The sequence below is a fragment of the Reyranella soli genome (genome assembly GCF_007992495.1).
Taxonomy (GTDB): Bacteria; Pseudomonadota; Alphaproteobacteria; order Reyranellales; family Reyranellaceae; genus Reyranella; species Reyranella soli.
The window spans coordinates 1-23,756 of record NZ_BKAJ01000145.1 but is presented as its reverse complement, the minus strand read 5'-3'; the positions used below and the strand labels follow the sequence as shown (position 1 = coordinate 23,756).

The following is a 23,756-nucleotide window of genomic DNA, read 5'->3' as shown; positions in this document are numbered from 1 at the left end:
GTTGGTGCTGTGACGGATACCACTGCCTCCACCCCGGCGCGCGCCGGCGCCACTTCGTGGCTCGGCAAGCTCGAAGGCAAGATTTCCTGGATCCTGCTCGGCCTCGCCGGCTTGGCTCTGCCATTGCTCGACGACTCTTATATCGGTGTCATCGCCCAGCGCGCCTGCATCTACTGGGTCCTGTCGGCCGGTTTGAACCTCGTGGTCGGCTATGCCGGCCAGATCGCCATCGGCTGGGTGTCGATGCTCACGCTGGGCGCCTACACCACGGCGGCGTTGGCGGCGGGTCGCGTCGGGGCGGAGTGGAATCCCTACCTCGCACTGGCGGCGGGCGGCGTCATGGGCGCGATCTTCGGCGTCATCGTCGGCCTGCCGGCGCTCCGGCTGCGCACCTTCTACTTCGCCATGACCACGTTGGGCTTCGCCACCATCGTCACCCAGGTGGCGCTGGCCTGGAAGGATGTCACCGGCGGCGGCGTCGGCACGCCGGGTCCAACGTTCCCCTGGCCGTTCGAGCCGGGGTGGGGCTTCTACTATTTCTGCTTCATCCTGGCCGCCGTGGCGACCTGGATGACGGCCAACATCGGCTCGAGCCGCTACGGCCGCGCGCTGGTGGCGATCCGCGATGCCGAGGTCGCAGCCGAGGCCTCGGGCATCGCCAAGCCCAAGCTCCTGATCATGGTCTTCCTGCTGGCCGGCGCGCTCGGCGGCGTGGCGGGCGGGCTGTTCGCCTCGCTGCAATCCTACATCACGCCCGACGCCTTCACCTTCGAGATGTCGGTGCTGTTCTTCATCGCCATCCTGATCGGCGGCCGCGGCTCGATCCTGGGGCCGGTGCTGGGCACCATCATCCTGACGGCGCTGCCCGAGTTCGCCGCGCCGCTGGTGCAATGGTCGACGTTCCTCTATGCCGTGCTCCTGCTCGCGATCGTGCTGCTGGTGCCGGGTGGCATCGCCGACCTCCTTGATTTCAAGAACCGGCGCCCGCTCACCCAGCATCGCGAGATCGTGCCGCGAACCGAGTTGCTGAAGCGCGCGCTCGACAAGACCGACGGCAAGCACAGTATCGTGCTCAAGGACATCGCGCTGCATTTCGGCGGCGTGCGGGCGATCGACGGGCTCGACCTCGAGATCCGTTCGGGCGAGGTGCATGGCCTGATCGGCCCCAACGGCAGCGGCAAGACGACGACGCTGAACGTGATCTCGGGCTACTACAGGCCCAAGACCGGCACGATGAAGCTGGATGGCGCCGACATGCCGTTCGACCAGCCGCATGCCCGCGCCAGCTACCGCATTGCCCGCACGTTCCAGACGCCGCGGATCGTGGGCGCCGCCTCGGTGCTCGAGAACGTCATGATCGGCGGCACGGTACACGGTCAGGCGACCTTCACCGAGGCAATGCTGTCTCTGCCGCGCAACCGTCGCGACGAGAAGCTGCTGCGCCAGGCGGCGATGCAGGCACTTGCCACTGTCGGCCTCGAATCGCTGGCCGATGTGCGTGCCGACCGCCTGCAGCACAGCGAGCTGCGCTTCATCGAGATCGCCCGCGCGCTGATGCTGCGGCCGGCCTTCCTGATGCTCGACGAGCCGGCGGCCGGCCTGTCGACCGAGGAGATCAAGCGGCTCGGTGCGTTGATCAAGGCGATCAGCCGCGAGGGCACCGGCGTGCTGCTGGTCGAGCATCACGCCGACCTGATCTTCGACATCTGCGATCGTGTGACCGTGCTCAATCTCGGCAAGGAGCTGGCGGCCGGCACGCCAGCCGAGATCCGTGCCCACAGGGAGGTGGTCAGTGCCTACCTCGGCGCCTAACTCGAATGTCGAAACGCTGCTCAAGGTCAGCGGCCTGTCTGCCGGCTACGGCAAGATCGGCGTGCTGAACGGCATCGACCTCACGGTCGGCGCCGGCGAGATCGTGGCTTTGCTCGGCCCCAACGGCGCCGGCAAGAGCACGCTGTTGAAGGCCATCTCCGGCCTGCTGCCGCGCACCGGTACCATCACCTTCGGCGGCCAGGACATGAGCAAGGCGGGTCCGCGTGAGGCGGTGAATGCCGGGTTGGTGCACGTGGTCGAAGGCCATCGCGTCTTCACCCAGCTCAGCGTGCACGACAACGTCATGCTGGCGGGCTACGGCATGAAGGGGTCGGAGCTGGAGACGCGCGTCGAGGAGGCGCTGAGGTTCTTTCCCGAGATCGCCGAGAAGCGCAACGACCGCGCCGTGACCTTGTCGGGCGGCCAGCAGCAGATGCTGGCGGTGGCGCAGGGCCTTGTGCGCCGGCCGCGTCTCTTGATGCTCGACGAGCCGTCGGCCGGGCTGTCGCCGGTGCTGGTCGATCGCGTGCTCGCTGCGGCTGCGCAGTTGCGCGACGCCGGTACCGCCGTGCTGCTGGTCGAGCAGTTGATCGAGAAGGCGCTGAAGCTCGCCGACCGGGTCTATGCCTTGGCGCGCGGCTCGATCGTGCTCGAAGCGCGCACCAGCGAGGACGACCTGCCCAACCGCCTCGAGCACGCGTATTTCGGACAGGACGTGAGCGCACCGCTCGCTTCATAGCTGGGGGCGCGCCACTCCAGTGGCGCGTCTTCGTTGATCACACTGCTCATGACGCGCCACTGGAGTGGCGCGCCCCCAGCAATGAGTCCGACACGCGGCTCTTCAGACCATGTGCTATTGACCCATTCCGAAGCACGCCCGATAGTCCTCTCGCCGTCCGTCGAGTCCCAAGAACCAAAAGACAAAGTCATCGTTTCGGGAGGAGCTCATGATTCGGCAGCTTGCGGGAGCCATGGCGCTCGCCGTCGCCTTGGTTGTCGCCGCGATCGCGCCGACCCGTGCTCAAAATCAGGGGGCCCAGGACCAGAAAGGCACGCTCGTCTTTGCCGTCGAATCGCTCGGCGCCCAGACGCTCGATCCGATTCTCGAAGGCCGGCCGGGCAACGCTGTCTACCAGGCGATCATGTACGATTCGCTGGTCGGCTTCGATCTCAAGAAGGGTGGCGTCGGTCCCGGCGTCGCCGAGCGGTGGGAGCTTTCGCCCGACGGCCTCACCTGGACCTTCTTCCTGCGGCCGGGCCAGACCTTCCACAACGGCGACAAGCTCACCGCGCACGACGTCAAGTTCAGCCTCGAGCGCCAGATGGGCCCGGGCTCGCTCGCCTCCGCGGCCGCGAGCATGAAGCGCGCCATCAAGAGCATCGAAGTAGTCGACGACCTGACGGTGAAGGTCAACACGTCGAGCCCGCAGATCGGCCTGCCGCCCAGCCTGTCGCGCGCCGTGGCGCCGGAAGGCGCCATCATGCCCAAGAACTACATCGAGAAGGTGGGCGAGGAGGAGTTCCGCAAGAAGCCGATCGGCAGCGGTCCGTGGAAGTTCGTGCGCAACGTGCCCGGAGACCGCATCGAGTTCACCGCCGTCGCCAATCACTGGCGCGGCACGCCGAGCTTCAAGGACCTGCATGTTCTGCTGGTGCCGGAAGAGAGCACGCGCGTTGCCATGGTGCGCACCGGCGAGGCCGCGATCGCTTCGATCGGCCCTGAGACCATGATGGGCGCCGCGCGCGCCGGCCTGGAAGTGGTGTCGGTGCCCGGGACCATGCAGGCGATCTTCCAGTTCTGGGGCACCTGGAAGCCCGAGCAGAAGGATTCGCCGATCGCCAAGCCGCGCGTGCGCGAGGCGCTGTCGCTCGCCATCGACCGCAAGCAGGTGATCGAGCACGTCATGAACGGCAAGGCGCGCATGCCCTATCCGTTCTCGACCTTCGGCTACACCGAGTATCTCAGCAACGATCGCTGGGAGAAGTGGGCCAACGAGGCCTATCGCTACGACCCGGCACTCGCCAAGAAGATGCTGGCGGAGGAGGGCTATCCCAACGGTTTTGAGCTGAAGTTCGCCAACACCGCGCTGCCCGGCACGCAGTTCATGGTCGATATCGGCACCGCCATCGCCGACATGTGGACCAAGGTCGGGGTGAAAGTGACGCTGAAGCACTACGAATGGGGCGCCTTCAACCCGATGGAGCGCGGCGACCAGGCGGGTCTCGTCGGTTGGGCCTCGATGTATCGCACCGCCGGCCGGCCCGACGTGCCGTGGCGCTACGACGGCGCCTTCTCGCCCGAAAGCATCCAGCGCCTGTTGGGCGACAAGGATAATTGCAACGAGGTCTGCCAGGACTACGTCAAGACCGCGCGCGCCCTGGGCTCGGAGCTCGACAAGGCCAAGCGCACGGCGCTGATCGACCGCATGGTCGAGATCGTGACCAACACCTGGATGGTCGTGCCGATCATCGAGGGCATGGGCTACTACGCCGTCAACACCAAGAAGGTCGGCCAGTTCGAAGCCATCCCCGGCCGCCACGAGCTGGGCGACGTCTTCGAGCGCATTCCGCGCCCTGAGCAGAAACCCTGGAAGAAGTAGGCATCAACCGATCATGAAGCGTTTCATCGCTCGCCGCCTGATGCAGGGTGTCGTCCTGCTGTTCATGGTGGCGACGATCGTGTTCTTCCTTGGACGGCTGACCGGCAATCCGGTCGACCTGATGCTGCCCGAGGACGCCACCGCCGAGGATCGTGCTCAGCTCACCCAGACGCTCGGCCTGGACGGACCGCTTTCCGAGCAATTCCTGATCTTCATCGGCAAGGCGCTGCACGGCGATCTCGGCACCTCGATCCGCATGAAGCAGCCGGCGGCGCAGGCCTTCTTCGACCGTTTGCCCAACACGCTGGTGCTGATCCCGTGGGCGCTGCTGCTCGGCATGATGCTGGGTATCCCGCTGGGCGTGGTCGCGGCCCTCCATCGCGGAGGCTGGCTGGACCGCGCCGCCGGCACGGTGGCCGTCCTGGGTGTCGCCATGCCGAGTTTCTGGCTCGGCGTGCTGCTGATCTTCGTCTTCAGCGTCGAGCTGGGCTGGCTGCCGTCGAGCCGCATGGGCGGACCCGAGCACTACATCCTGCCGGTGATCACGCTCGGCACCTTCCTGGTGGCGGGCTTCATGCGCATCACGCGCTCGGCCATGCTCGAGGTGATGGAAAGCGAGTTCGTGAAGCTCGCGCGCATCAAGGGCCTGAGCGAGACCACGGTGATCTGGAAGCATTGCCTGCGCAACGCCCTGATCCCGGTGCTGACCCTGTGGGGCGTGTTCGTCGGCAACCTCATCACCGGCGCCATCGTCACCGAGACCGTGTTCGCCTGGCCCGGCATCGGCCGGCTGACCTACGAGGCGGTGATCTACCGCGACTTCCCGCTGCTGCAGGCGGTGATCATCCTGAAATCGATCCTGATCCTCGGCATCAACCTCGGCGTCGACATTCTTTATGCGTATGTCGATCCGAGAATCAGGTTGGCGTGATGAATACTGTCATCCTGAGCGCAGCGAAGGATCTCATCGCCGCGTGCAAACGGCATGAGATCCTTCGCTGCGCTCAGGATGACGCTGTGCCGCGGGAGGCAGGCAGTGGCGATCGTTGACCGTCCATCGCGCACTGTCGTCCAGCGACGCTGGTCCCTGTGGCGCGCCATGGTGTGGCCGCGCCGCGAGGCCGCGCCACGGCGCACCGCGCGCGTGCCCTGGATACCGATCGTCATCATCTCGGTGATCGTCATCATGGCGGTCTTCGCGCCATTGCTGGCGCCGCATTCGCCGATCGACCAGACCTTGCGCGACAAGCTCTTGCCGCCGGCCTGGATGCTGGGCGGCAAGGACAAGTACTTCCTGGGCACCGATGCCTTCGGCCGCGACATCCTGAGTCGCCTGATCTACGGCGCGCGGGTCAGCCTGATCGTGGCCCTGCTGGCGTTGACGGTGGGAGGCGGTGTCGGCCTCGCCATCGGCATCGTCGCGGGTTACGTCGGTGGCGCGGTCGACAGCATCCTGATGCGCCTGGTCGATGCCGCCTTCACCTTCCCGGCGATCCTGTTTGCGCTGCTGCTCGCCGTGACCATGGGCCAGGGCCTGGGCACCTTGGTGATCGCCATCAGTCTCCTGTTATGGGCGACCTTCGCGCGCGTCATCCGCGGCGAGGTGCTGGCGCTGCGCCAGCGCGATTTCGTGGCGTTGGCCAAGGTGCGCGGCTGCTCCTCGCTGCGCATCATGCTGACCCACATCCTGCCCAACGTGCTCAACACCTTCATGGTGCTGGTCACGCTCAATATCGGCGTCGTCATCATCGCCGAGGCGACGCTCTCCTTCCTGGGCGCCGGCATCCCGCCACCGACCCCGACCTGGGGCCTGATGATCTCCGAGGGCCGCGGCCGTATCGCCGAGGCCTGGTGGGTGGCCCTGATTCCCGGCATCGCCATCACGCTGCTGGTGCTGTCGGTCAACCTGTTCGGCGACTGGCTGCGCGATCGCCTCGATCCCCGGCTGCGCCAGCTATGAGCGACACTCCCCCCGGCGATACGGTCCTCGAAGTCCGCGACCTGCACACCCATTTCTTCCTGCGCCGGGGCGTGGTGAAGGCGGTCGACGGCGTGAGCTTCTCGCTGAAGCGCGGCGAGGTGCTGGGGCTGGTGGGCGAATCGGGCTGTGGCAAGAGTCTGACGGCGCTCTCCCTGATGCGACTGCTGCCGAAGGGCGGCGCCCGCACCATCAAGGGCGAGGTGCTGTTGGGCGGCGAGAACATCCTGCAGCACACGCCGGCCGAGATGCGCGAGATTCGTGGCCGGCGTATCTCCATGGTGCTGCAGGATCCGCAGACCTCGCTCAATCCTGTCTTTTCCGTCGGCGACCAGCTGCGCGAAGCGATCGAGCGCCGCCGCAAGGGTGCGTCGCTCAGCGAGATCATGAAGGAGGCCGTGGCCGCCCTGCGTCGCGTGGAAATCGCCGCCCCCGAGCAGCGCATCGGCCAGTACCCGCACCAGATGAGCGGCGGCATGAAGCAGCGCGTGGTCGGCGCCATCGCCATCAGCGGTGAGCCCGAGGTGCTGATCGCCGACGAGCCGACCACGGCGCTCGACGTCACCATCCAGCTCCAGTACCTGAAGCTGCTCAAGCGCCTGCAGGCCGAGAACGGCATGGCGATCCTGTTCATCACCCACGATTTCGGCGTCGTCGGCCGCATGTGCGACCGCGTGGCGGTGATGTATGCCGGCCGCATTGTCGAATGCGGGCCGGTGAAGCAGATCTTCGAGGCGCCGCAGCATCCCTATACGCGCGCCCTGATCGCCTCGGTGCCCAAGATGACCGGGCCGGCCGGCCGGCTCACCACCATCGAGGGCCAGCCGCCGTCGCTGATGGATCTGCCGGTCGGCTGCCGCTTCGCCTCGCGCTGCGCCCTGGTCGAGCAGCGCTGCCTCGACGCCTATCCGCGCAGCGTGCGGGTCGGCGACGCGCATACGGCGGATTGCTGGAAGGTGTCGCCGCCATGAGCGATCAGCTGTTGCGCGTCGAGGGCCTGAAGAAGCATTTCGCCTTCACCAAGGGGATCCTGTTTTCGCGCACGCTCGGTCACGTCAAGGCGGTCGACGATGTCTCCTTCGACATCAAGGCCGGCGAGACGCTGGGCCTGGTGGGTGAATCGGGCTGCGGCAAGACCACGACCTCGCGCATGATCCTCAACCTCGAGGAGCCGACCGAGGGCCGCATCCTGCTCGAGGACGAGCCGATCAGCGGTCTGCAGGGCGACGCGCTGAAAGCCTATCGCGCCAAGGTGCAGGCGGTGTTCCAGGATCCCTGGTCGTCGCTCAATCCGCGCATGAAGGTCGGGCGCACCATCGCCGAGTCGCTGATCGTCAACGGCTGGGGCGACAAGGAGAAGATCGCTGGCCGCGTCCGCGAGCTGCTGCTGCAGGTCGGCCTCCGGCCCGAGCAGGCCGAGCAGTATCCGCACGAGTTCAGCGGCGGCCAGCGCCAGCGCGTCGCGCTGGCCGCGGCGCTCGCCTCGCGGCCCAAGCTGATCGTGCTCGATGAGCCGGTGTCGGCGCTCGACGTGTCGATCCGCGCCCAGATGATGAACCTCCTGAAGGATATCCAGGCGCAGGACAACGTCGCCTACCTGCTGGTGGCGCACGATCTGGCTACCGTGCGCCACATGGCCGACCACACGGTGGTGATGTATCTCGGCAAGATCGTCGAGAAGGCGCCGACCGAGCAGCTGTTCGCCGACGTGCGGCATCCCTACACCAAGGCGCTGTTCTCCGCCGTGCTGGTGGCCTGGCCGGGCCGCAGTGAGGAAGAGATCGAATTGCGTGGCGAGGTGCCGTCGCCCTTGAATCCGCCGGCCGGCTGCCACTTTCATACGCGCTGCCCTTACGTCATGCCGCGCTGCAGCCAGCAGGAGCCGGCCTTGCGCGAGGTCTCGCCGGGGCACGCCGTGGCGTGCCATTTGTTCGATAATGCCTGAACGGGAGTAGCGTGAGATGTCGGAGAAGTGGGGCCCGCTCCAGGGCGTGAAGGTCGTTTCCTGCTCGACGGCGCAGGCGGGCACCGTGCCCTACATGCTGATGGCCGACCTCGGCGCCGACGTGATCAAGATCGAGCCGCCCGACGGCGGCGACGGCTCGCGCCGCATGACCGTGCTGCCCGGCATGCCCAGCACCTTCTTCGAGACCAACAATCGCGGCGTGAAGAGCGTGACGCTCAATCTCAAGTCACCCGAGGGCCGCGCCATCCTGCACAAGCTGGTCGCCAAGGCCGACATCTTCGGCCAGAACTTCCGCCCGAGCGCGGCCGACCGGAACGGCTTCGGCTGGGAGGAGCTGCGCAAGGTCAATCCGAAGCTCGTCTACGTCTCCATCTCGGGCTACGGCACGCGCGGCCCCAACGGCCATCTGCCCGGCACCGATTCCATGGCGCAGGCGCTGGGCGGCATCGCCGAGGCCTATTCCATGCCGGGCCAGAAGATGCGCACCGGCATCGCCTCGGTGGCCGACGAATCGACGGCCATGCTGGCCTTCGGCGGCGCGCTGGCGGCGCTCACCCACGCGCGCACCACGGGAGTCGGCCAGAAGATCGAGCTGTCGCTCCTGGGCTCGCTGGTCCGCCTGATGGGCTGGACCTTCACCACGACGATGTGGCGCAACCAGAATCCAGTGACCGGCCAGGCACGCATTACCGGCACGCCGGAGAGGCCCGGCATCAGCGCCTCGTTCAACGATCGCGACGGCAAGCCGCTGGTGTTCCAGCTCACCGGCCCGGAGAACTGGAAGGACGCCGTGACCGGATTGGGCTTCCAAGATCGCATCAAGGCGGCGGGTTTCGAGAATCTCGGCGTCATCATCGACAACGACGCCAAGCGCGAGGAGCTTCTCAGCCTGCTCGACGACCTCTTCGCCACTGGCACGCGCGACGATTGGGTGGCCAGGCTGCGCAAGGCCGACATCGTCTCGGCGCCGATCAACACGATGCTCGAAGCGTCGAACGATCCCGACGTGATCGCCAACGGCTACGTCACCCACGTCGACTATCCCAAGTACGGCAAGAAGCTCAAGGTGCACGGCACGCCCTGGCAGTTCTCCGAGACGCCGGCCAAGCCCGGCATTGCGCCGGAACTTGGCCAGCATAACCAGGCGGTGCTGTGCGAGCTGGGTTATAGCGAAGCGGAGATCAAGGACCTGAAGACCCGCAAGATCATCTGAGGTGCGGCCCCACGACCTGCATGTGGCTCATCACGCCGGTGACGCCCGGCACCTGGGCGGCGGCGAACTCGCAGGCCCGGTCCTCCTCGACACTCGCTACCTGCCCCCAGAGATGGGCCGAGCCGTCACGCACGACGACGTCGAACGAGCCGCCGAGGGGAATATTGAGCTTGTGAATGGCGTCCGCGACCTGGCGGCGTAGGGCCCCGTCGGTCTTGGGCGATTCCGCCGCCGGCTGCGTGATCGGGGCACCGTGCGACAGCATCGCCTTGACGAGATCGGTCCGGCTCACGATGCCGACGACGCCGCTGTCGCGCACGATGGGGATACGCTTCTTCTGATGCTTCAGGATCAGGGTGGCGACGTCCTCCAGCAGGGTTTCCGCGTCGGCGGTGATCACCTCGCGCGTCATGACCTCGACGACCGGCGCGGCCAGCGCCGGCTGGCTATCGGGATCGCCGAGGTGGGCATGAAGCTGCGTCGGATCGCCCTCGTCGCCGACGACGCGGCGGATCAGGTCGACCTCGCTCACGATGCCGATCATCGCTCCCTTTTCATCGACGACCGGAAGCGCACTGAACCGCGAATTGACCAGCACGCGCGCGGCATCGCGCAAGGTTGCGTCGGCCTTGATGGTCACCGGCCTCGACATCACGTTCTTGGCGCGCATTGGCTCAGGCCCTAGCCGCCTTCTGTTCCTCGAGCCGGTCGGTTGCCGGCGGCGGCGTGCGCGACAGCTCGGCGAGCTCGGCGCGCAGCGACGGCGTCATGTCGATCTTGATGGCGTCGAGCGAGGCCTTGAGCTGATCGGTGTTGCGCGCGCCGATGATGGGCGCCGTCACCGCCGGATGCGCGCCCACCCAGGCGATCGCCGTGCTGACCGGATGCAGGCCGCGCTCCTTGCAGAAGGCGACGTATTCCTCGGCCGCCTCGAACATCCAGGCGTCGCTGTAGCGCGCCTCGTACATCTTGTTGGTCTTCAGCCTTCCCGTTGCCTGGCCGAGATACTTGCCCGACAGCAGGCCGGCGGCGGCCGGGCTGTACGGGATGACGCCGATGCCGTTGGCCTCGGCCATCGGCAGGATCTCGACCTCGGCCTGGCGCTTCACCAGGTTGTACATCGGCTGGATGACCTGCAGTCGCGCCCAGTTGCTGCGCTCCTGGATGTCGAGGCCGCGCTGGGTCTGCCACGCCGACCAGTTGCTGACCGCGGGATAGATCACCTTGCCCGCGCTCACCACGTCTTCCAGGGCGCGCATCGATTCTTCGATCGGCGTGAGCGCGTCGTAGCGGTGCAGGAACAGGATATCGAGGCGATCGGTGCCGAGCCGCTTCAGGCTGGCCTCGACCGCGCGCACGACGTGGCGGCGCGAGGTGCCGCGCGCATTCACGTCCGGTCCCTGCTGGCTGTTGCACTTGCTGGCGATCACCAGCTCGTCGCGATGGCCCTGGATCAGGCGGCCTAAAATCTCCTCGGACTTGCCCTTGCTGTATTCGTCGGCCGTGTCGAAGAAGTTGATGCCGGCGTCGCGGACGTTTTTGTACATCGCAGACGAGGTGGCTTCGTCGGCATCGCCGCCGAAGGACATGGTGCCGAAGCAGAGTTCGGAGACGGAGACGCCGGTGCGGCCGAGGAGCTTGGTTTTCATGGATCAAATCTAGCAAATGTTGCGCACAGCGGAAGCCAATCGCATTCGAATAACGCATGTTTGTCGCGATGTCGCGATAATGCCCTCAGACGAGCAGGCAAGCTCGCAGTGAGGAAACAGTATGGACGGGCCTGAGCCCGGCGGCGGTGCGACACGGCCCGCAAGTGTTGAGAGCAAGGCCTCGTGGCGGACTGCCTGGTTGATCCTGGCGATCCTGTCGGTGTCCTTCGGCTCGTCCCTGCTCATCGTCGTCGGCATGAAGCCGATCCAGGAATCGCTCGGCACCGACCGCTCGGTGGTGGCGCTGGCCGGCGCGTTCCTGTGGGTCGGCACCGGCGCCGGCGGCATCTTCATGGGCTGGCTGTCCGACCGCATCGGCGTGCGCGCCACGGTGGCGATCGGCGCCGGCATGATCGCGGCCGGCCTGCTGCTGTCGTCGCTGGGCTGGATCTGGTCGCTGTTCATCGGCCACGCGCTGATGGGGCTGTTCGGCAACGGCGGTGTCTATCCGCCGCTGCTGGTCTATCTCAGCCGCTGGTTCGACCGCCGGCGCGGCACGGCGATCGCGCTGATCTCGTCCGGCCAGTACGTCGCCGGTGTCGTCTGGCCGGCGCTGTTCGAGCGCATCATCTCGAGCCTCGGCTGGCAGATGCTGATGGTCGGTTTTGCCGTCCTGGTGCTGGTCGCGATCCTGCCCGCCACGCTGTTGCTGAAGCCCTCGCCGCTGCCTCTCGTCCCGCAGCACCTGCCGCACGTGACGGCCGGCGGCCGGCGCATCGGCGGCATGCGTCCCAACGTCGTTCAGGCGCTGCTCTGCGTCGCCGGTTTCTGCTGCTGCATCCCGATGTCGGTGCCGCAGGCGCATCTCGTGGCTTTCTGCACTGACCTCGGCATCTCGCCGACGCGCAGCGCCACCATGCTGTCGGTCATGCTGGCGTCGGCCTTCGTCGCTCGCCAGGCGTGGGGCGCGCTGGCCGATCGCATCGGCGGCCTGCGCACCATCCTGGTGGGCTCCGCCACCCAGGCGCTCGCCATCTCGGCCTTCTCGCTCACCCAGGACGAGGCCGGCCTGTTCGCCGTTTCCGCCGCCTTCGGCTTCGGCTTCGCCGGCATCATCCCGGCCTATTCGGTCGCCATCCGCGACATCTTCCCGCCGTCGGAAGCCTCGTGGCGCATGCCGCTCACTTTGTTCACGGCGATGAGCGGCATGGCGGCGGGAAGCTGGTTCGCGGGCTTCCTCTACGATCACTTCGGCTACTACGCGCCTGCCTTCACCGCCGGCATCGTCTTCAACATCGTCAACCTGACGATCATCGGCTTCCTGGTGTTTCGACTCTCCGGCGGACGGTGGGCCAATCCTTACGCCGCCGCGGTCGAGTAGCTCGTCACAGAGCTTTTAACGAGATGGCCATGGCCGACGGGATTGCCAGCACTGCTGGCACCGACGTTCGACCCCGAACATTTTTGCGCCATTTAGCCCCTTATGGGGCGCAAAAACTAGAACTGTAGTTGACTCTATGAAGAACCCAAGTTATGGTGGCCGGTCGCTCGCCTCTGGGTGGGCTCCGCTCTATGCATCGTTCATCCGAAGTCCATCGTGCCCGGCAGGCGCCGCGCCGGGCCTTTCCTGTGTCGACAACCCCGAGGCGCTGCTGCGGCCTCCGGCGAATGCGATCGCGTTCGGCGTTCAGCCTCGACCCTGTCTGCCGAGCTACCAGGACTCACATGCGCCTGGTCGACACCAGCGGCAGGTCGAAGGTGGCGCTGTCGCCTTTGATGTCGGGCGGCAGCGGCGCATAGGGCGAACCCGAGCGCACGCCGGCCAGCACGCCCTGGTCGAACTCGGGAACGCCGCTCGAGCGGGAAACGCTGACGTTCAGCAGCCGGCCGTCGCGAGCGATGACCACCCGCACCACGGTGATGCCCTGCGTGGCGCTGACGTTCGCGCTATAGCGATAGCCCTGCAGCCGGCGCACGACCTGCCAGAGATAGTTATCGGCGGCACGCGCCTTGTTGTAGGTGTCCGCCGGATTGACGAACGGCGAGGGCGAAGGGTTGTCCGACTGCGTGCCGGCCGGCGGCCGATGCGACGGCGCGGTGCTGAGCGGCGAGGGCTGGTACTGCGGCTTCTGCAGCTGCGGCATCGGCGGCTTGGCCTGCTGTTGCTGCTGCTGATGTTGCTGCGGCGGCTGCGGCTTCTCGGGTGGCTTCTCTGGTGGTTTCTCTGGCGGCTTGGCGAGCGCCTGCTGCTGCGGCTTGGGCGGCTCCGGCGGCTTTTTCTCCTGAGGTGCAGGTGCGGGCGGCTTGGGCTCGACCTTGGCGAAGTCGGCCGCCGTCGGCGCCGGCAGGTCCTCGCCGGGTGAGGGCAGGATGCTCTGCAACTGCAGTGTCGGTGGCGCGGCCGGAGGCGTTGGCGCCGGCGGTACAGGCATCGGCGCGGGCGGCGTCGGTGGCGGCGGTGTGGGAGCGGGTTCGACCTTGGCGAGCTCCTTGAACTCGGCCGCTGTCGGCGGTGCCACCAAATCCTGATCGGGTGACGGCAGGACGTCCTGCAATGGCGGCGGCGGCGGCGCGAGTTCGGCGTCCTTGGGTTTGTCGCCCTTGGGCGGCGCCTGGGTCGGCTTCTCGGCGACGATCTCGGCGGGCGGCGCCAGCGCCTCGATGGGCGGGATGACCTGCGGCGGCGGTGGTTGAGGCTGCGGCTGCGGTTGCGGCTCCGGCTTGGGTGGCTCGGGCTTCTGCTCCGGCCGCTGTTCGGGTTCTGGCGGCTTTTCTTCCGGCTTGGGCGCCGGCTCGAAGTAGACTTCCAAGGCGGGCTCGGCCGGCGCCTTGGGTTCCTGCGCCACCCACCACAGCGCCAGTGCGACCAGCGCGTGCAGCAGCACGGCGAGTGCCACGGCCGCAGGCGACATGTGCTCGGAACGGTGAGATAAGGCGCTGACGGCGTAGGCCACGGTTCGCTTTTACGATGCGGTTTGCCGCGCCGCCACCCTAGGGGTTGCGTTAGGCGTGAGATTTGACCGATTGCTTGAGGTGGTCGGCCATCTTTTCGCCTGTCATCACCGTCGTCAGATGGGTATTGGCCCGTACCACGGTCGGCATGACCGAGGCGTCGATGACCCTGAGCCCGCTGCAACCGATCACCCGGCAGTCGGGATCGACCACCGATCGCGGGTCGTCGGCCGCGCCCATGCGGCAGGTGCCGCTGGCATGCTGGGCGTCGGAGCATTCGGCGAACATCCAGTCGTCCAGCTCCCGGGCCGAGAAGGGCTGTTCGATCGAACGGCCGGTCATGCCGTATTCGACGCGCGTGGCGATGGCGCGGACCTCCTCGTGCAGCCCGATCTCGCGCATCCGATGCACGCCGTCGCGCATGCGCAGAAGGTCGCTGTCGTGGCTCAGCATGCGTTCGTCCACGCGAGGATCGACCGCGGGATCGCGCGTGGTGATGCGGACGCTGCCCTCGCTCAGGGCCTGGAAGGCCGAGACGGCGAGGCGGGCGCGCGCCGTGCCGCCGTCCTCCGCCGGGCGCAGGTTGCCCGCGATCATGATCATGTCGTTGACGCCCGATCCGGCGAGGCCTGAGGTGTAGCGCAGGCAGCAGTTGGTGTGGCGATGGGCCAGCGTGCTGACCTGTGCATCGGGGCGCAGCTCGAGCATCAGCCCCAGGATCGGATGGTCGAGCAGATGCTCGCCGACCGGCCGGTCGGCCACGACTTTTATGCCGAGGCCGTCCAGCAGGCGGCGTGGTCCGATGCCGGACCGCTGCAGGATCGCCGGCGAATGGATCGCGCCCGCCGACAGGATCACTTCGCGCCGCGCCCGCACGGATCTCTGCTCGCCGCCGATCTGTACGCGGACGCCGTTGGCATGCGGGCGATTGCCTTCGAAGGTCAGCGTGTCGACCACCGCGTTGCCCACGATCGTCAGGTTGGCGCGGCCGCGCGCCGATTCGAGATAGCCGTCATTGACCGAGATGCGCAGTCCGTCGCGGCTGTTGATCGCGTAGGGTCCCACGCCGCTTCCCTCGGGCGCATTGTGGTCGGGGCACCAGCCGTAGCCCAGGGCCAGCGACGCCTTCATCATCGCGCGGTCGACATGGCCCCATTGCTCGATGGGCGCGCGATAGACCGGGATCGGGCCGGTCTTGCCGTGATACGGCGCATCGCCGAAATCGACGTCGCTTTCCAGCCTGCGGAAGTAAGGCAGGACCTCCTGCCAGCCCCAGCCCTTGGCGCCCTCGGCGACCCAGTCGGCAAAATCCTCGGGGACGCCGCGGATGGCGATCTGGCCGTTGATGGTCGAGCTGCCGCCGATGGCGCGGCCGCGCCACAGAAGCTTGGGCTCCTGGCGTTCCGTCCGGCGGGCTAGAAGCTTGGGCCAGCGATAGTCGTCGTCGGCGATGGCGCGCAACGGATTGGGAATCCTGAGATGCTGCGGCGTCTCGGCGGTGCGGAAGTCGCGGCCGGCTTCGAGCAGCAGGACGCGGAGGGTGGGATCCTCGCTCAACCGCGCCGCCAGGACGGCGCCGGCCGAGCCGCCGCCGATGATGATGAAGTCGTAATCGTCTTGCATTGCCCGTCTTCACTGGCACGCTTCTTGTTGGAAGCCAACGCCCCCAAGCAAGGAGCCTGCCGTGGCCACGAATGTCCTGGAGATCAATGCCGAGAGATTGTGGGAGAGCCTGGAACGGTCGGCGGAGATCGGGCGCTTCCGCGACGTCGGGCTGCGCCGGCTGGCCTTGTCGGCCGAGGACAAGCAGATGCGCGATCTGTTCGTCGACTGGGCGAAGACGGCGGGCTGCAGCATCGAGATCGACCGGCTGGGCAACATCTTCGCGCGCCGCGCCGGCAGCGATCCCAGCCTTCCGCCGGTCGCGATCGGCAGCCACCTCGACACCCAGATCTGCGGCGGCCGCTACGATGGCATCTTGGGCGTGCTGTGCGGACTGGAAGTGGTGCGCACGCTGAACGATCGCGGGCTTTCAACCAAGCGCGGCATCGAGGTCATCTGCTGGACCAACGAAGAGGGCGCGCGCTTCAGCCCGCCGATGATGGGCTCGATGGCCTTCGCCAAGGTGCTGCCGCTGGAGAGCGTGCTGGCGACCACCGACGAAGATGGCGTCACGGTCGCCAAGGCGTTGGACGACATCGGCTATGCCGGGCCTGCGCCGTTGGGCGATCGCACGTTCGACGCCTATCTGGAGCTGCATATCGAGCAGGCGCCCGTGCTGGATCGCGAGAAATGCGACATCGGCATCGTGGTCGGCGGCTACAAGACCCAGGCGCTGCGGCTCACCATCAAGGGCGATACCGGCCATGCCGGCGGCACGCCCATGGCGATGCGGCGCAACGCCCTGGTCGGCGCCGGCTATGTCATCGCCGCCGTCAACGATATTGGCCTGGCCTTTGCCGCCGACGAGGGCCGCACGACGACGACGCGGATCGAGAGTTTCCCCAACCTGCCCGGCACCTATGCCGAGCAGGTCAAGCTCACCATCGATTTTCGTCACATCGATGCGGCGCGGTTCGTCGCGATGCGCAAGGAGGTCGATGCGGCGATCGCGGCTTCGGCGAAGAAGGCGAATGTCGAGATCGACGTCGAGGAGGGCTGGCGCTGGGGCAGCGAGCTGTTCGCGCCGGAGTGCATCGATCTCCTGAGATCGACGGCCAAGGAGCTCGGCCTGCCGTACCGCGAGATGCGTAGCCAGGCTGGCCACGATGCCTATGCCGTGGCGACCATGGCGCCGACAGCGATGATCTTCACGCCCTGCTTCGAGGGTATCAGCCACAACGTCAATGAGGCGATCGAGCTTGTGCGGTCGGTGCCTGGCGCGAATTTGTTGCTGAATGCGGCAGTGGCGCGGGCCAATCGTTAGTCTTCCGGACCGCGCGCATCCTGCGCGCGGTCCGGAAGAGCGTGACTAATCCGACCGCATCGTCATCGCCGCCAAGGTCCGTGCGGCATTGAGCTCGGCGGGATAGACGCGCGTGCCCAGCATCAGCACGGCAGCCGAGGCGAGGCAGAAGAACGACATCACCGACAGGGCCGTCACCAGGCCGAAAGCATCGGACAGCACGCCGGTGATCAGCGGCCCCGCGGCCAGCCCGAACAGATTCTGCACCACGGCGACCATGGCGCCGGCGGTGGCGCGCAGGCCGGGATGGATGACGTCGATGGCGGCGGCGGGAACGGTGCCGGAGGCTGCCGTCATCATGAAGCCGCCGGCCGCGATCACGACGAACTGCAGGCTGCTGGGCTGCATCAGCCCGAAGCCCGTCGACAGCAGCAATGATGCGACGACCAGGCAGGCGGACGGCACCATCAGCTTGCGTTGCGGATTGGTATCGCCCACGCGGTCGGCGACGTAGCCCCACAGCACGATGCCGACGCTGCCGAGCACGAGCACCAGTGCCGTCATCAAACCCGCTCTGTCGGTCGGCAGGCCGTGAAAGCGGTTGAGATAGCTCGGCAGCCAGACATAGACCGTCGAGACGGTCAGAAGCTGTAGCGCACCGCCGGCATAGCAGATCAGGGCCGTGCGCGGACCGAGCAGGCCGCGCAGCACACCGCGTACGCCGAGCCGCCGCGCCTCGGGATCGGTCAGCGGCACCGTGCGATAGTCGCGCACCAGCAGGAACAGGAGGGCAAGCACCAATCCCGGGACTCCAACCAGGCCGAACGCCGCCTGCCAGCCCCAGCGCGCGGTGATGAAGCCGCCCAGTGCCACGCCCAGCACCGAACCGACCACGGCGGCCGCCAGGAAGCCGCCGACCACCGTGGCGCGCCGTGCCGCCGGGAACATGCTGGTGAGCAGCGCACCTCCCGCCGCGCCATAGCCCGCCTCGCCGAGACCGATGACCGCCCGTGACGCGAGCAGCTGGCCGTAGCTGCGCGAGAGGCCGCAGGCGATGGTGGCGAGACTCCATATCGTCGCCATGACGACGATGCTTTTGACCCGGCTCCAGCGATCGGCCAGCAGGGCGATGGGAAAGGCGAAGACGGCAACGGTGATCGACACCGCCGCGGTCAGTGCGCCCAGCTCCTTGTCGCTCAGGCCCCACTCGGCCTTGAGCGCGGGGAACATCGACACCACGACCTGGCGGTCCATGTAGTCGAACATCATGAGGAGAAACGCCATGACGAAGGCGAACCACGCCTGACGTCGTGGCACCGGCCAATGCTCGGCCTTGTCCGGACCTGTGCCCAGACTCTTGTCGGCGGCGGTAATACGCATGGTCTCTTCTCTTTCCCCAAGAGCCTTTTTGGCCGGACTCTTGCCAACGTCAACCCGTGGCATGGGATTTGCGTCGTCTGTTCGGGGATCAGGAAACGCCACTCCATTCAACCGATCTGAGGGTGGTCACATGAAACGTCGAGTTCTTCTGCAGAGCGCTGCGGGCGCCGCACTGTTGGCGGGCGGGGGAATGCCGGCGATGGCGCAGAGCCGGGCGGAGACCTTGCGCTACGTGACCGGCGCCACGATCAACACGCTCGATACGACGATGTTCGGCGCCACGCGCGAATCGTTCGGCCTCAGCATGAATGTCTATGACCGGCTCTTCAGGTTCGGCCGCAAGAAGGTCGCCGACTACTGGGTGTTCGATCCCGACAAGATCGAGGGTGAGCTGGCGAAGTCCTACAGCATCAGCCCTGACAACAAGGTGATCACCATCACCTTGCGCGACGATGCCACCTGGCAGGATGGCTCGCCGGTGACAGCCGAGGATGTGAAGTGGTCGCTCGATCGCGCCGTCTCGGCCAAGTCGCTGGCGGCGCCGCAGTTCACCACCGGCTCCCTGACCAGCGTCGACCAGTTCAAGATCGTCGACCCGAAGACGCTGACTGTGACCCTGGAGAAGCCCGACCGGCTGGCGCTGGCCAATCTCTGCGTCTGCTACGCCATCATGGTCAACAGCAAGCTCGCCAAGCAGAACGCCACGGGCGAGGATCCGTGGGCGCAGGAATGGATGAAGACCAACACCGCGGCGAGCGGCGCCTACATCGTCGAGAGCCACAAGGCCGGCGAGAGCACCGTTCTGCGCCGTAACGACAAATGGGCCGGTGCGCCGGGCGGCACGCTGCCGTTCTTCCGCCGCATCATCATCCAGACCGTGCCCGAGCCCGCCACGCGCGCCAACCTGGTCGAGCGCGGCGATGCCGATCTCTCGATCGACCTCGCCGCTGCCGACCTGCCGACTATCGAGAAGTCGGCCAAGGCCAAGCTGGTCTCGATGCCGCAGACCAACGGCTTCACCCACGTCTCGATGAACACGCAGGCGGCGCCGTTCGACAATCCCAAGGTGCGCAAGGCCGTGGCCGCGGCGCTGTCCTACGACGACATGTTCAAGGCGGCGATCTTCGAGCGCGGCCGCAAGCTCTATGACGGGACCTGGACGACGACGCCGCCCGACGCGAGCTTCCCGCAGCCGATCCCCAACAAGGCCGATCCGGCGCTGGCCAAGAAGCTGCTGGCCGAGGCCGGTTTCCCCAACGGTTTCTCGACCACCTTCGCCTTCAATGTCGGCGCGGCGGCGACGGCCGAGCCGGTGGCGGCGCTGCTCAAGGAATCGCTGGGCAAGGTCGGCATCCAGGTCGAGATCCAGAAGAAGCCGGACGCCGAGTTCAACACGCTCGCGTCGGAGCGCAAGATGCCGTTCTTCATGGACGGCGCGACCGCCTGGTTGCCCTACACCTACTACTTCTTCTATCTCTACTTCACGCGCGAGCAGCGCTGGAACTTCTCCTCGTTCAAGAGCACCAAGATGGAAGAGCTGACGCTCGACGCGCGCTATCAGACCGACAAGGCCAAGTACGACGACGATTGCCTGAAGATGATCGAGATCTTCAATGCAGAGACGCCGCTCATCATGCTCTGGCAGCCCAACCACGACGCCGCCATGGCGAAGTCGGTCGACGGCTACACCTATCAGTTCTACCGCCAGGCTGACTTCCGCGACCTGAAGCGGGTGTAGCTTGCTGGCCGGTATCGCCCGTCGCGTCGGCCGCAGGCTGCTGGCGTCGATCCCCGCGCTGCTCGGCGTAGTGGTCGTCACCTTCATCCTGATGCGCGTATTGCCGGGCGATCCCGCGACCTTCTTCGCCTCCGGCCCCAGCGCCGGCCAGGCGGAGATCGAGGAGTTGCGCCGCACCATGGGGCTCGACAAGCCGATCCCCGTGCAGCTCGTGCGCTATCTGGGCGAGATCGCGCAGGGCAATTTCGGCCGGTCGATGACGACAGGTCAGCCGGTCGTGCTCGACATCAAGCGCCGGCTGCCGGCGTCGCTCGAGCTCACCTGCGTGGCGCTGCTGATCGCGCTCGTCTTTTCCCTGCCGCTCGGGGTCTTTGCCGCCCTGCGCCAGGGCTCGGTGATCGACCACGCAGTCCGGCTGCTCTGCACCTTGGGGGTCTGCGTGCCGACCTTCGTGTCGGGGCTGCTGCTGATCTACGCCTTCTACTATCTGCTGGGCTGGGCGCCCGATCCGACGGCGCGCATCGACATCTTCGCCTCGCCGCCGCCCGACATCACCGGCTTCTACCTGATCGACTTCGCCGTGACCGGCGATTGGGACGGCTGGTGGGCCGCCTTCCGCCAGCTCATGCTGCCGGCCTTCACCATGGCGCTGTTCGTGTTGGCGCCGCTCGCCCGCATGACACGCGCCTCGATGCTGGCCGTGCTGGGCAGCGACTTCATCCGCACGGCGCATGCGATGGGCCTGTCGCGGCTGCGTATCATCGTGGCCTATGCGCTGCGCAACGCGCTCCTGCCGGTGATCACCATCACCGGCATCGTGTTCTCGACCATGCTGGGCGCCAATGTCCTGGTCGAGAAGGTCTTCTCCTGGCCGGGCGTCGCCTCCTATGCGCTCGATGCGCTGCTCGCGTCGGACTACGCGCCGGTCCAGGCCTTCGTGCTCCTGATGGCGTCGATCTTCGTCCTGGTGAACGTGACGATCGACGTGCTGTACGGCATCGCCGATCCCCGGGTCTCCGTGGCATGAGCGACGCGGTCATCGGCCGATCGGGCATCGGGCGCCATGCCGCCTATGTCCTGCGCTCCAATCCCGTCACCGCGGTGGCATCGCTGGGCGCGCTGCTGCTGCTGTTCGTGGCGCTCTTCGCACCCGTGCTGGTGCCCTACGATCCGGTGGCGTCGAACGTGCCCAAGGCCCTGCAGCCGCCGTCGGCCGCGCATTGGGCGGGCACCGACCAGCTCGGCCGCGACATCCTGAGTCGCATCCTGGCCGCGACCCGGCTCGACCTCATGATCGCCTTCTCGGCGGTCGGCCTGTCCTTCGCCGTCGGCGCGGTCATCGGCGGCTTCTGCGGCTATGTCGGCGGCGGTCTCGATCGCTGGATCGGCCGCTTCGTCGACGTCCTGATGGCCTTTCCACTGTTCGTGCTGGCGATGGCGCTGGTCGCCGCCCTGGGCAACCGCGTCGAGAACATCATCGTCGCCACGGCCATCATCAATCTGCCGTTCTACATCCGCTTCGCCCGCGCCGAGGTGAACGTGCGGCGCAACGCCGGCTGGGTCGAGGCCTCGCGCGCCTGCGGCGACAGCCACCTCTCGGTGGTGCTGCGCGTGCTGCTGCCCAACGTGCTGCCGGCCATGGCGGTGCAGATCTCGCTCAATCTCGGCTGGGCGATCCTCAATGCCGCGGGCCTCTCCTTCATCGGCCTGGGCGTGAAGCCGCCGACGCCGGAGTGGGGGATCATGGTGGCCGAGGGCGCGCGCTTCATCACCACCGGCAAGTGGTGGCTGGTGGCGTTCCCCGGCCTGGCGCTGATGCTGACGGTCCTCTGCTTCAACCTGCTGGGCGACGGACTGCGCGACATCCTCGATCCGCGCATGCGCACATGACGGCATTGCTGCAGGTCGAGAAGCTGCAGGTCGCCTTCTCCACGCGCCACGGCGTGGTGCAGGCACTGCATGGCATCGACATCGACCTCAAGAGCGGCGAGACGCTGGGCATCGTGGGCGAAAGCGGCTCGGGCAAGTCCGTCACGTCGCTTGCCGTGATGCGCCTGCTGGACCGCGCCGGCCGCATCACGGCCGGCAGCATCCGCTTCGAAGGGCGCGATATCACCAACGCCAACCATGCCGATCTGCGCCGGCTGCGCGGTTCTGCGCTGTCGATGATCTTCCAGAACCCGCGCGCCGCACTGAATCCGATCCGCACCGTCGAGCAGCAGATCGTCGACGTGCTGGCCGCGCACGGCCGGCTGTCGAATGCCTCCGCCCGCGCGCAGGCGCTCGAGCTGCTGAAAGCGGTGCGCATCCGCGATCCGGAAGCGCGGCTGTCGGCCTATCCGCACGAGCTGTCGGGCGGCATGTGCCAGCGCGTCATGATCGCCATGGCGATCGCCTGCGAGCCCGCCTTGCTGATTGCCGACGAGCCGACGACCGGCCTCGACGTCACGACGCAGCAGACCGTGATGGAGCTTCTGGCGGGCATCCAGGCCGAGCGCGGCATGGCCATGATCCTGATCACCCACGATCTCGGGCTGGCGGCGAGATGGTGCGACCGCATCGCCGTGATGGAGGCGGGCCGGGTGGTCGAGCAGGGCGCGACCGAGCGGCTATTCGAGGCGCCGACGCATCCCTACACGAGGCGCCTGGTGGCCGCCTCGCCGACGCGCCAATCGACCCTGGCCGACCTGTCGCCGGACGCGCCGAAGATCGTGCCGATGCCAATCGAGCGCAAGCCCGGCACGCCGCCCTTGCTCGAGCTGCGGCATGTCGTGAAGTCCTTCGGCGGACCTTCGCCTGCGGTCGACGACGTCTCGTTCAGCCTACCGCCCGGCGGCGCGCTGGGTCTGGTGGGCGAATCGGGATCGGGCAAAAGCACCCTGTCGCGCCTGGTCTGCCGGTTGCTGGACCCTGACGACGGCGACATCGTGTTCGACGGCGAATCGATCGCCCGCATCCCGGCGCGCGACTTCCACAAGGCGCTGCAGCGGCGTGACATTCAGATCGTGTTCCAGGATCCGAACGACAGCCTCAATCCGCGTTACACCGCCTTCGACAGCATCGCCCATCCGCTGCGCCGGCTGGAAGGCCTGCGCGACGGCTCGGCGCTGACGACGCGGGTGCGCGATGCGGCGGACCGCGCCGGCCTGCCGATGGACCTCCTGGAACGTTTCCCTCACCAGCTCTCGGGTGGGCAGAAGGCGCGCGTTGGCATCGCTCGCGCCATTGCTCCGCGACCGCGATTGATGATCCTGGATGAGCCGACGGCGGCGCTCGACGTGTCGGTGCAGGCGGTAATCCTGCAGCTGCTCGACCGTCTGCGGCGGGAAGAGGGGATCGGGCTGCTGTTCGTCAGCCACGATCTCAACGTCGTGCGCATGCTGTGCGACGATCTCGTGGTGCTGCAGGCCGGCAAGGTGGTGGAGGCGGGACCCAGCCGGGAGATTTTTCAGCACCCCAAGGCGGAATACACCCGCACGCTGCTCGATGCCGTGCCGTACTTCGAGCCGAAGCGCCGCGCTGCCTGATCATGCTCTTCCGGACCGCGCGCATCCTGCGCGCTC

At 67.1% G+C, this 23,756-nt stretch carries 19 protein-coding genes; 14 read left to right on the top strand and 5 right to left on the bottom strand.

From position 1 onward, the window contains the following. Positions 1–9: 9 nt before the first annotated feature. The 8 genes from RSO01_RS35450 to RSO01_RS35415 all read left to right on the top strand — a co-directional run bounded on the left by RSO01_RS35450 (position 10) and on the right by RSO01_RS35415 (position 9,569). On the top strand, positions 10–1,812 hold the full coding sequence (locus tag RSO01_RS35450; protein WP_147155329.1) for a branched-chain amino acid ABC transporter ATP-binding protein/permease: 1,803 nt from the start codon (positions 10–12) through the stop codon (positions 1,810–1,812). Further along, on the top strand, positions 1,793–2,551 hold the full coding sequence (locus tag RSO01_RS48550) for an ABC transporter ATP-binding protein (protein ID WP_218037556.1): 759 nt from the start codon (positions 1,793–1,795) through the stop codon (positions 2,549–2,551). The genes RSO01_RS35450 and RSO01_RS48550 overlap by 20 nt, the downstream gene beginning before the upstream one ends. A gap of 208 nt (positions 2,552–2,759) precedes the next feature. After that, the gene (locus RSO01_RS35440; RefSeq protein WP_147155328.1) at positions 2,760–4,412 is read left to right on the top strand and encodes an ABC transporter substrate-binding protein; all 1,653 of its coding nucleotides are present in this window, start codon (positions 2,760–2,762) and stop codon (positions 4,410–4,412) included. Between the two features lie 13 nt (positions 4,413–4,425). Beyond that, the gene (locus RSO01_RS35435) at positions 4,426–5,343 is read left to right on the top strand and encodes an ABC transporter permease (RefSeq protein ID WP_147155327.1); all 918 of its coding nucleotides are present in this window, start codon (positions 4,426–4,428) and stop codon (positions 5,341–5,343) included. Positions 5,344–5,448: 105 nt separating this feature from the next. Next, positions 5,449–6,372 carry an ABC transporter permease gene (locus RSO01_RS35430; RefSeq protein WP_170303603.1) on the top strand — a complete coding sequence of 308 codons (924 nt, stop codon included), beginning with the start codon at positions 5,449–5,451 and terminating at the stop codon, positions 6,370–6,372. Beyond that, a complete protein-coding gene (locus RSO01_RS35425) occupies positions 6,369–7,361 on the top strand; it encodes an ABC transporter ATP-binding protein (protein WP_147155325.1) in 993 nt (330 codons plus the stop codon). The genes RSO01_RS35430 and RSO01_RS35425 overlap by 4 nt, the downstream gene beginning before the upstream one ends. Then, positions 7,358–8,335, top strand: a complete 978-nt coding sequence (locus tag RSO01_RS35420; protein ID WP_147155324.1) for an ABC transporter ATP-binding protein — start codon at positions 7,358–7,360, stop codon at positions 8,333–8,335. Before RSO01_RS35425 ends, RSO01_RS35420 begins: the two co-directional genes overlap by 4 nt. A 16-nt stretch (positions 8,336–8,351) precedes the next feature. Further along, positions 8,352–9,569: a CaiB/BaiF CoA transferase family protein gene (locus RSO01_RS35415; RefSeq protein WP_147155323.1), complete on the top strand. Its 1,218-nt coding sequence runs from the start codon at positions 8,352–8,354 to the stop codon at positions 9,567–9,569. Here the strand turns inward: RSO01_RS35415 and RSO01_RS35410 are convergent. Both RSO01_RS35410 and RSO01_RS35405 read right to left on the bottom strand, forming a co-directional pair. Beyond that, positions 9,562–10,239: a CBS domain-containing protein gene (locus tag RSO01_RS35410; protein WP_147155322.1), complete on the bottom strand. Its 678-nt coding sequence runs from the start codon at positions 10,237–10,239 to the stop codon at positions 9,562–9,564. The two genes, RSO01_RS35415 and RSO01_RS35410, sit on opposite strands and share 8 nt — an antisense overlap. Before the next feature lie 4 nt (positions 10,240–10,243). Next, complete coding sequence (locus tag RSO01_RS35405) at positions 10,244–11,218, bottom strand: aldo/keto reductase (protein ID WP_147155321.1); 975 nt, start codon at positions 11,216–11,218, stop codon at positions 10,244–10,246. A 121-nt stretch (positions 11,219–11,339) separates the two neighbouring features. Here RSO01_RS35405 and RSO01_RS35400 point away from each other — a divergent pair, with 121 nt between their 5' ends. Continuing rightward, entirely contained in the window at positions 11,340–12,599 is a 1,260-nt protein-coding gene (locus tag RSO01_RS35400) for an MFS transporter (protein WP_147155320.1), read from the top strand. A gap of 340 nt (positions 12,600–12,939) precedes the next feature. On the opposite strand, the gene RSO01_RS47795 is transcribed toward RSO01_RS35400, so the two are convergent. Together RSO01_RS47795 and RSO01_RS35390 are read right to left on the bottom strand one after the other, a co-directional pair. After that, the gene (locus tag RSO01_RS47795; protein WP_170303602.1) at positions 12,940–14,130 is read right to left on the bottom strand and encodes an energy transducer TonB family protein; all 1,191 of its coding nucleotides are present in this window, start codon (positions 14,128–14,130) and stop codon (positions 12,940–12,942) included. A 91-nt stretch (positions 14,131–14,221) separates the two neighbouring features. Beyond that, positions 14,222–15,793 (bottom strand): GMC family oxidoreductase, encoded by a 1,572-nt coding sequence (locus RSO01_RS35390; RefSeq protein ID WP_147155318.1) that lies wholly within the window; start codon positions 15,791–15,793, stop codon positions 14,222–14,224. Positions 15,794–15,854: 61 nt separating this feature from the next. Here RSO01_RS35390 and RSO01_RS35385 point away from each other — a divergent pair, with 61 nt between their 5' ends. Continuing rightward, positions 15,855–17,096: a Zn-dependent hydrolase gene (locus RSO01_RS35385; RefSeq protein ID WP_147155317.1), complete on the top strand. Its 1,242-nt coding sequence runs from the start codon at positions 15,855–15,857 to the stop codon at positions 17,094–17,096. 45 nt (positions 17,097–17,141) lie between these two features. On the opposite strand, the gene RSO01_RS35380 is transcribed toward RSO01_RS35385, so the two are convergent. Beyond that, positions 17,142–18,455, bottom strand: coding sequence for an MFS transporter (locus RSO01_RS35380; protein ID WP_170303601.1), 1,314 nt, complete (start codon positions 18,453–18,455; stop codon positions 17,142–17,144). A gap of 130 nt (positions 18,456–18,585) precedes the next feature. On the opposite strand from RSO01_RS35380, the gene RSO01_RS35375 reads away from it, so the two are divergent. Genes RSO01_RS35375 through RSO01_RS35360 form a run of 4 tightly spaced genes read left to right on the top strand, consistent with a single transcriptional unit; the run spans position 18,586 to position 23,720 of the window. Continuing rightward, entirely contained in the window at positions 18,586–20,193 is a 1,608-nt protein-coding gene (locus tag RSO01_RS35375) for an ABC transporter substrate-binding protein (protein ID WP_246159038.1), read from the top strand. A gap of 1 nt (position 20,194) precedes the next feature. Then, positions 20,195–21,220: an ABC transporter permease gene (locus RSO01_RS35370; protein ID WP_246159037.1), complete on the top strand. Its 1,026-nt coding sequence runs from the start codon at positions 20,195–20,197 to the stop codon at positions 21,218–21,220. Next, positions 21,217–22,083, top strand: a complete 867-nt coding sequence (locus RSO01_RS35365; RefSeq protein ID WP_147155315.1) for an ABC transporter permease — start codon at positions 21,217–21,219, stop codon at positions 22,081–22,083. The genes RSO01_RS35370 and RSO01_RS35365 overlap by 4 nt, the downstream gene beginning before the upstream one ends. Then, complete coding sequence (locus RSO01_RS35360; RefSeq protein ID WP_147155314.1) at positions 22,080–23,720, top strand: dipeptide ABC transporter ATP-binding protein; 1,641 nt, start codon at positions 22,080–22,082, stop codon at positions 23,718–23,720. Before RSO01_RS35365 ends, RSO01_RS35360 begins: the two co-directional genes overlap by 4 nt. The last annotated feature ends 36 nt before the right edge of the window (positions 23,721–23,756 follow it).

Coding starts and splice junctions, on each gene's coding strand:
- RSO01_RS35440 (WP_147155328.1), top strand. CDS start 2,760: ATGATTCGGCAGCTTGCGGGAGCCATGGCGCTCGCCGTCGCCTTGGTT.
- RSO01_RS35435 (WP_147155327.1), top strand. CDS start 4,426: ATGAAGCGTTTCATCGCTCGCCGCCTGATGCAGGGTGTCGTCCTGCTG.
- RSO01_RS35425 (WP_147155325.1), top strand. CDS start 6,369: ATGAGCGACACTCCCCCCGGCGATACGGTCCTCGAAGTCCGCGACCTG.
- RSO01_RS35420 (WP_147155324.1), top strand. CDS start 7,358: ATGAGCGATCAGCTGTTGCGCGTCGAGGGCCTGAAGAAGCATTTCGCC.
- RSO01_RS35415 (WP_147155323.1), top strand. CDS start 8,352: ATGTCGGAGAAGTGGGGCCCGCTCCAGGGCGTGAAGGTCGTTTCCTGC.
- RSO01_RS35410 (WP_147155322.1), bottom strand. CDS start 10,239: ATGCGCGCCAAGAACGTGATGTCGAGGCCGGTGACCATCAAGGCCGAC.
- RSO01_RS35405 (WP_147155321.1), bottom strand. CDS start 11,218: ATGAAAACCAAGCTCCTCGGCCGCACCGGCGTCTCCGTCTCCGAACTC.
- RSO01_RS35400 (WP_147155320.1), top strand. CDS start 11,340: ATGGACGGGCCTGAGCCCGGCGGCGGTGCGACACGGCCCGCAAGTGTT.
- RSO01_RS47795 (WP_170303602.1), bottom strand. CDS start 14,130: ATGTCGCCTGCGGCCGTGGCACTCGCCGTGCTGCTGCACGCGCTGGTC.
- RSO01_RS35390 (WP_147155318.1), bottom strand. CDS start 15,793: ATGCAAGACGATTACGACTTCATCATCATCGGCGGCGGCTCGGCCGGC.
- RSO01_RS35380 (WP_170303601.1), bottom strand. CDS start 18,455: ATGCGTATTACCGCCGCCGACAAGAGTCTGGGCACAGGTCCGGACAAG.
- RSO01_RS35375 (WP_246159038.1), top strand. CDS start 18,586: ATGAAACGTCGAGTTCTTCTGCAGAGCGCTGCGGGCGCCGCACTGTTG.
- RSO01_RS35365 (WP_147155315.1), top strand. CDS start 21,217: ATGAGCGACGCGGTCATCGGCCGATCGGGCATCGGGCGCCATGCCGCC.
- RSO01_RS35360 (WP_147155314.1), top strand. CDS start 22,080: ATGACGGCATTGCTGCAGGTCGAGAAGCTGCAGGTCGCCTTCTCCACG.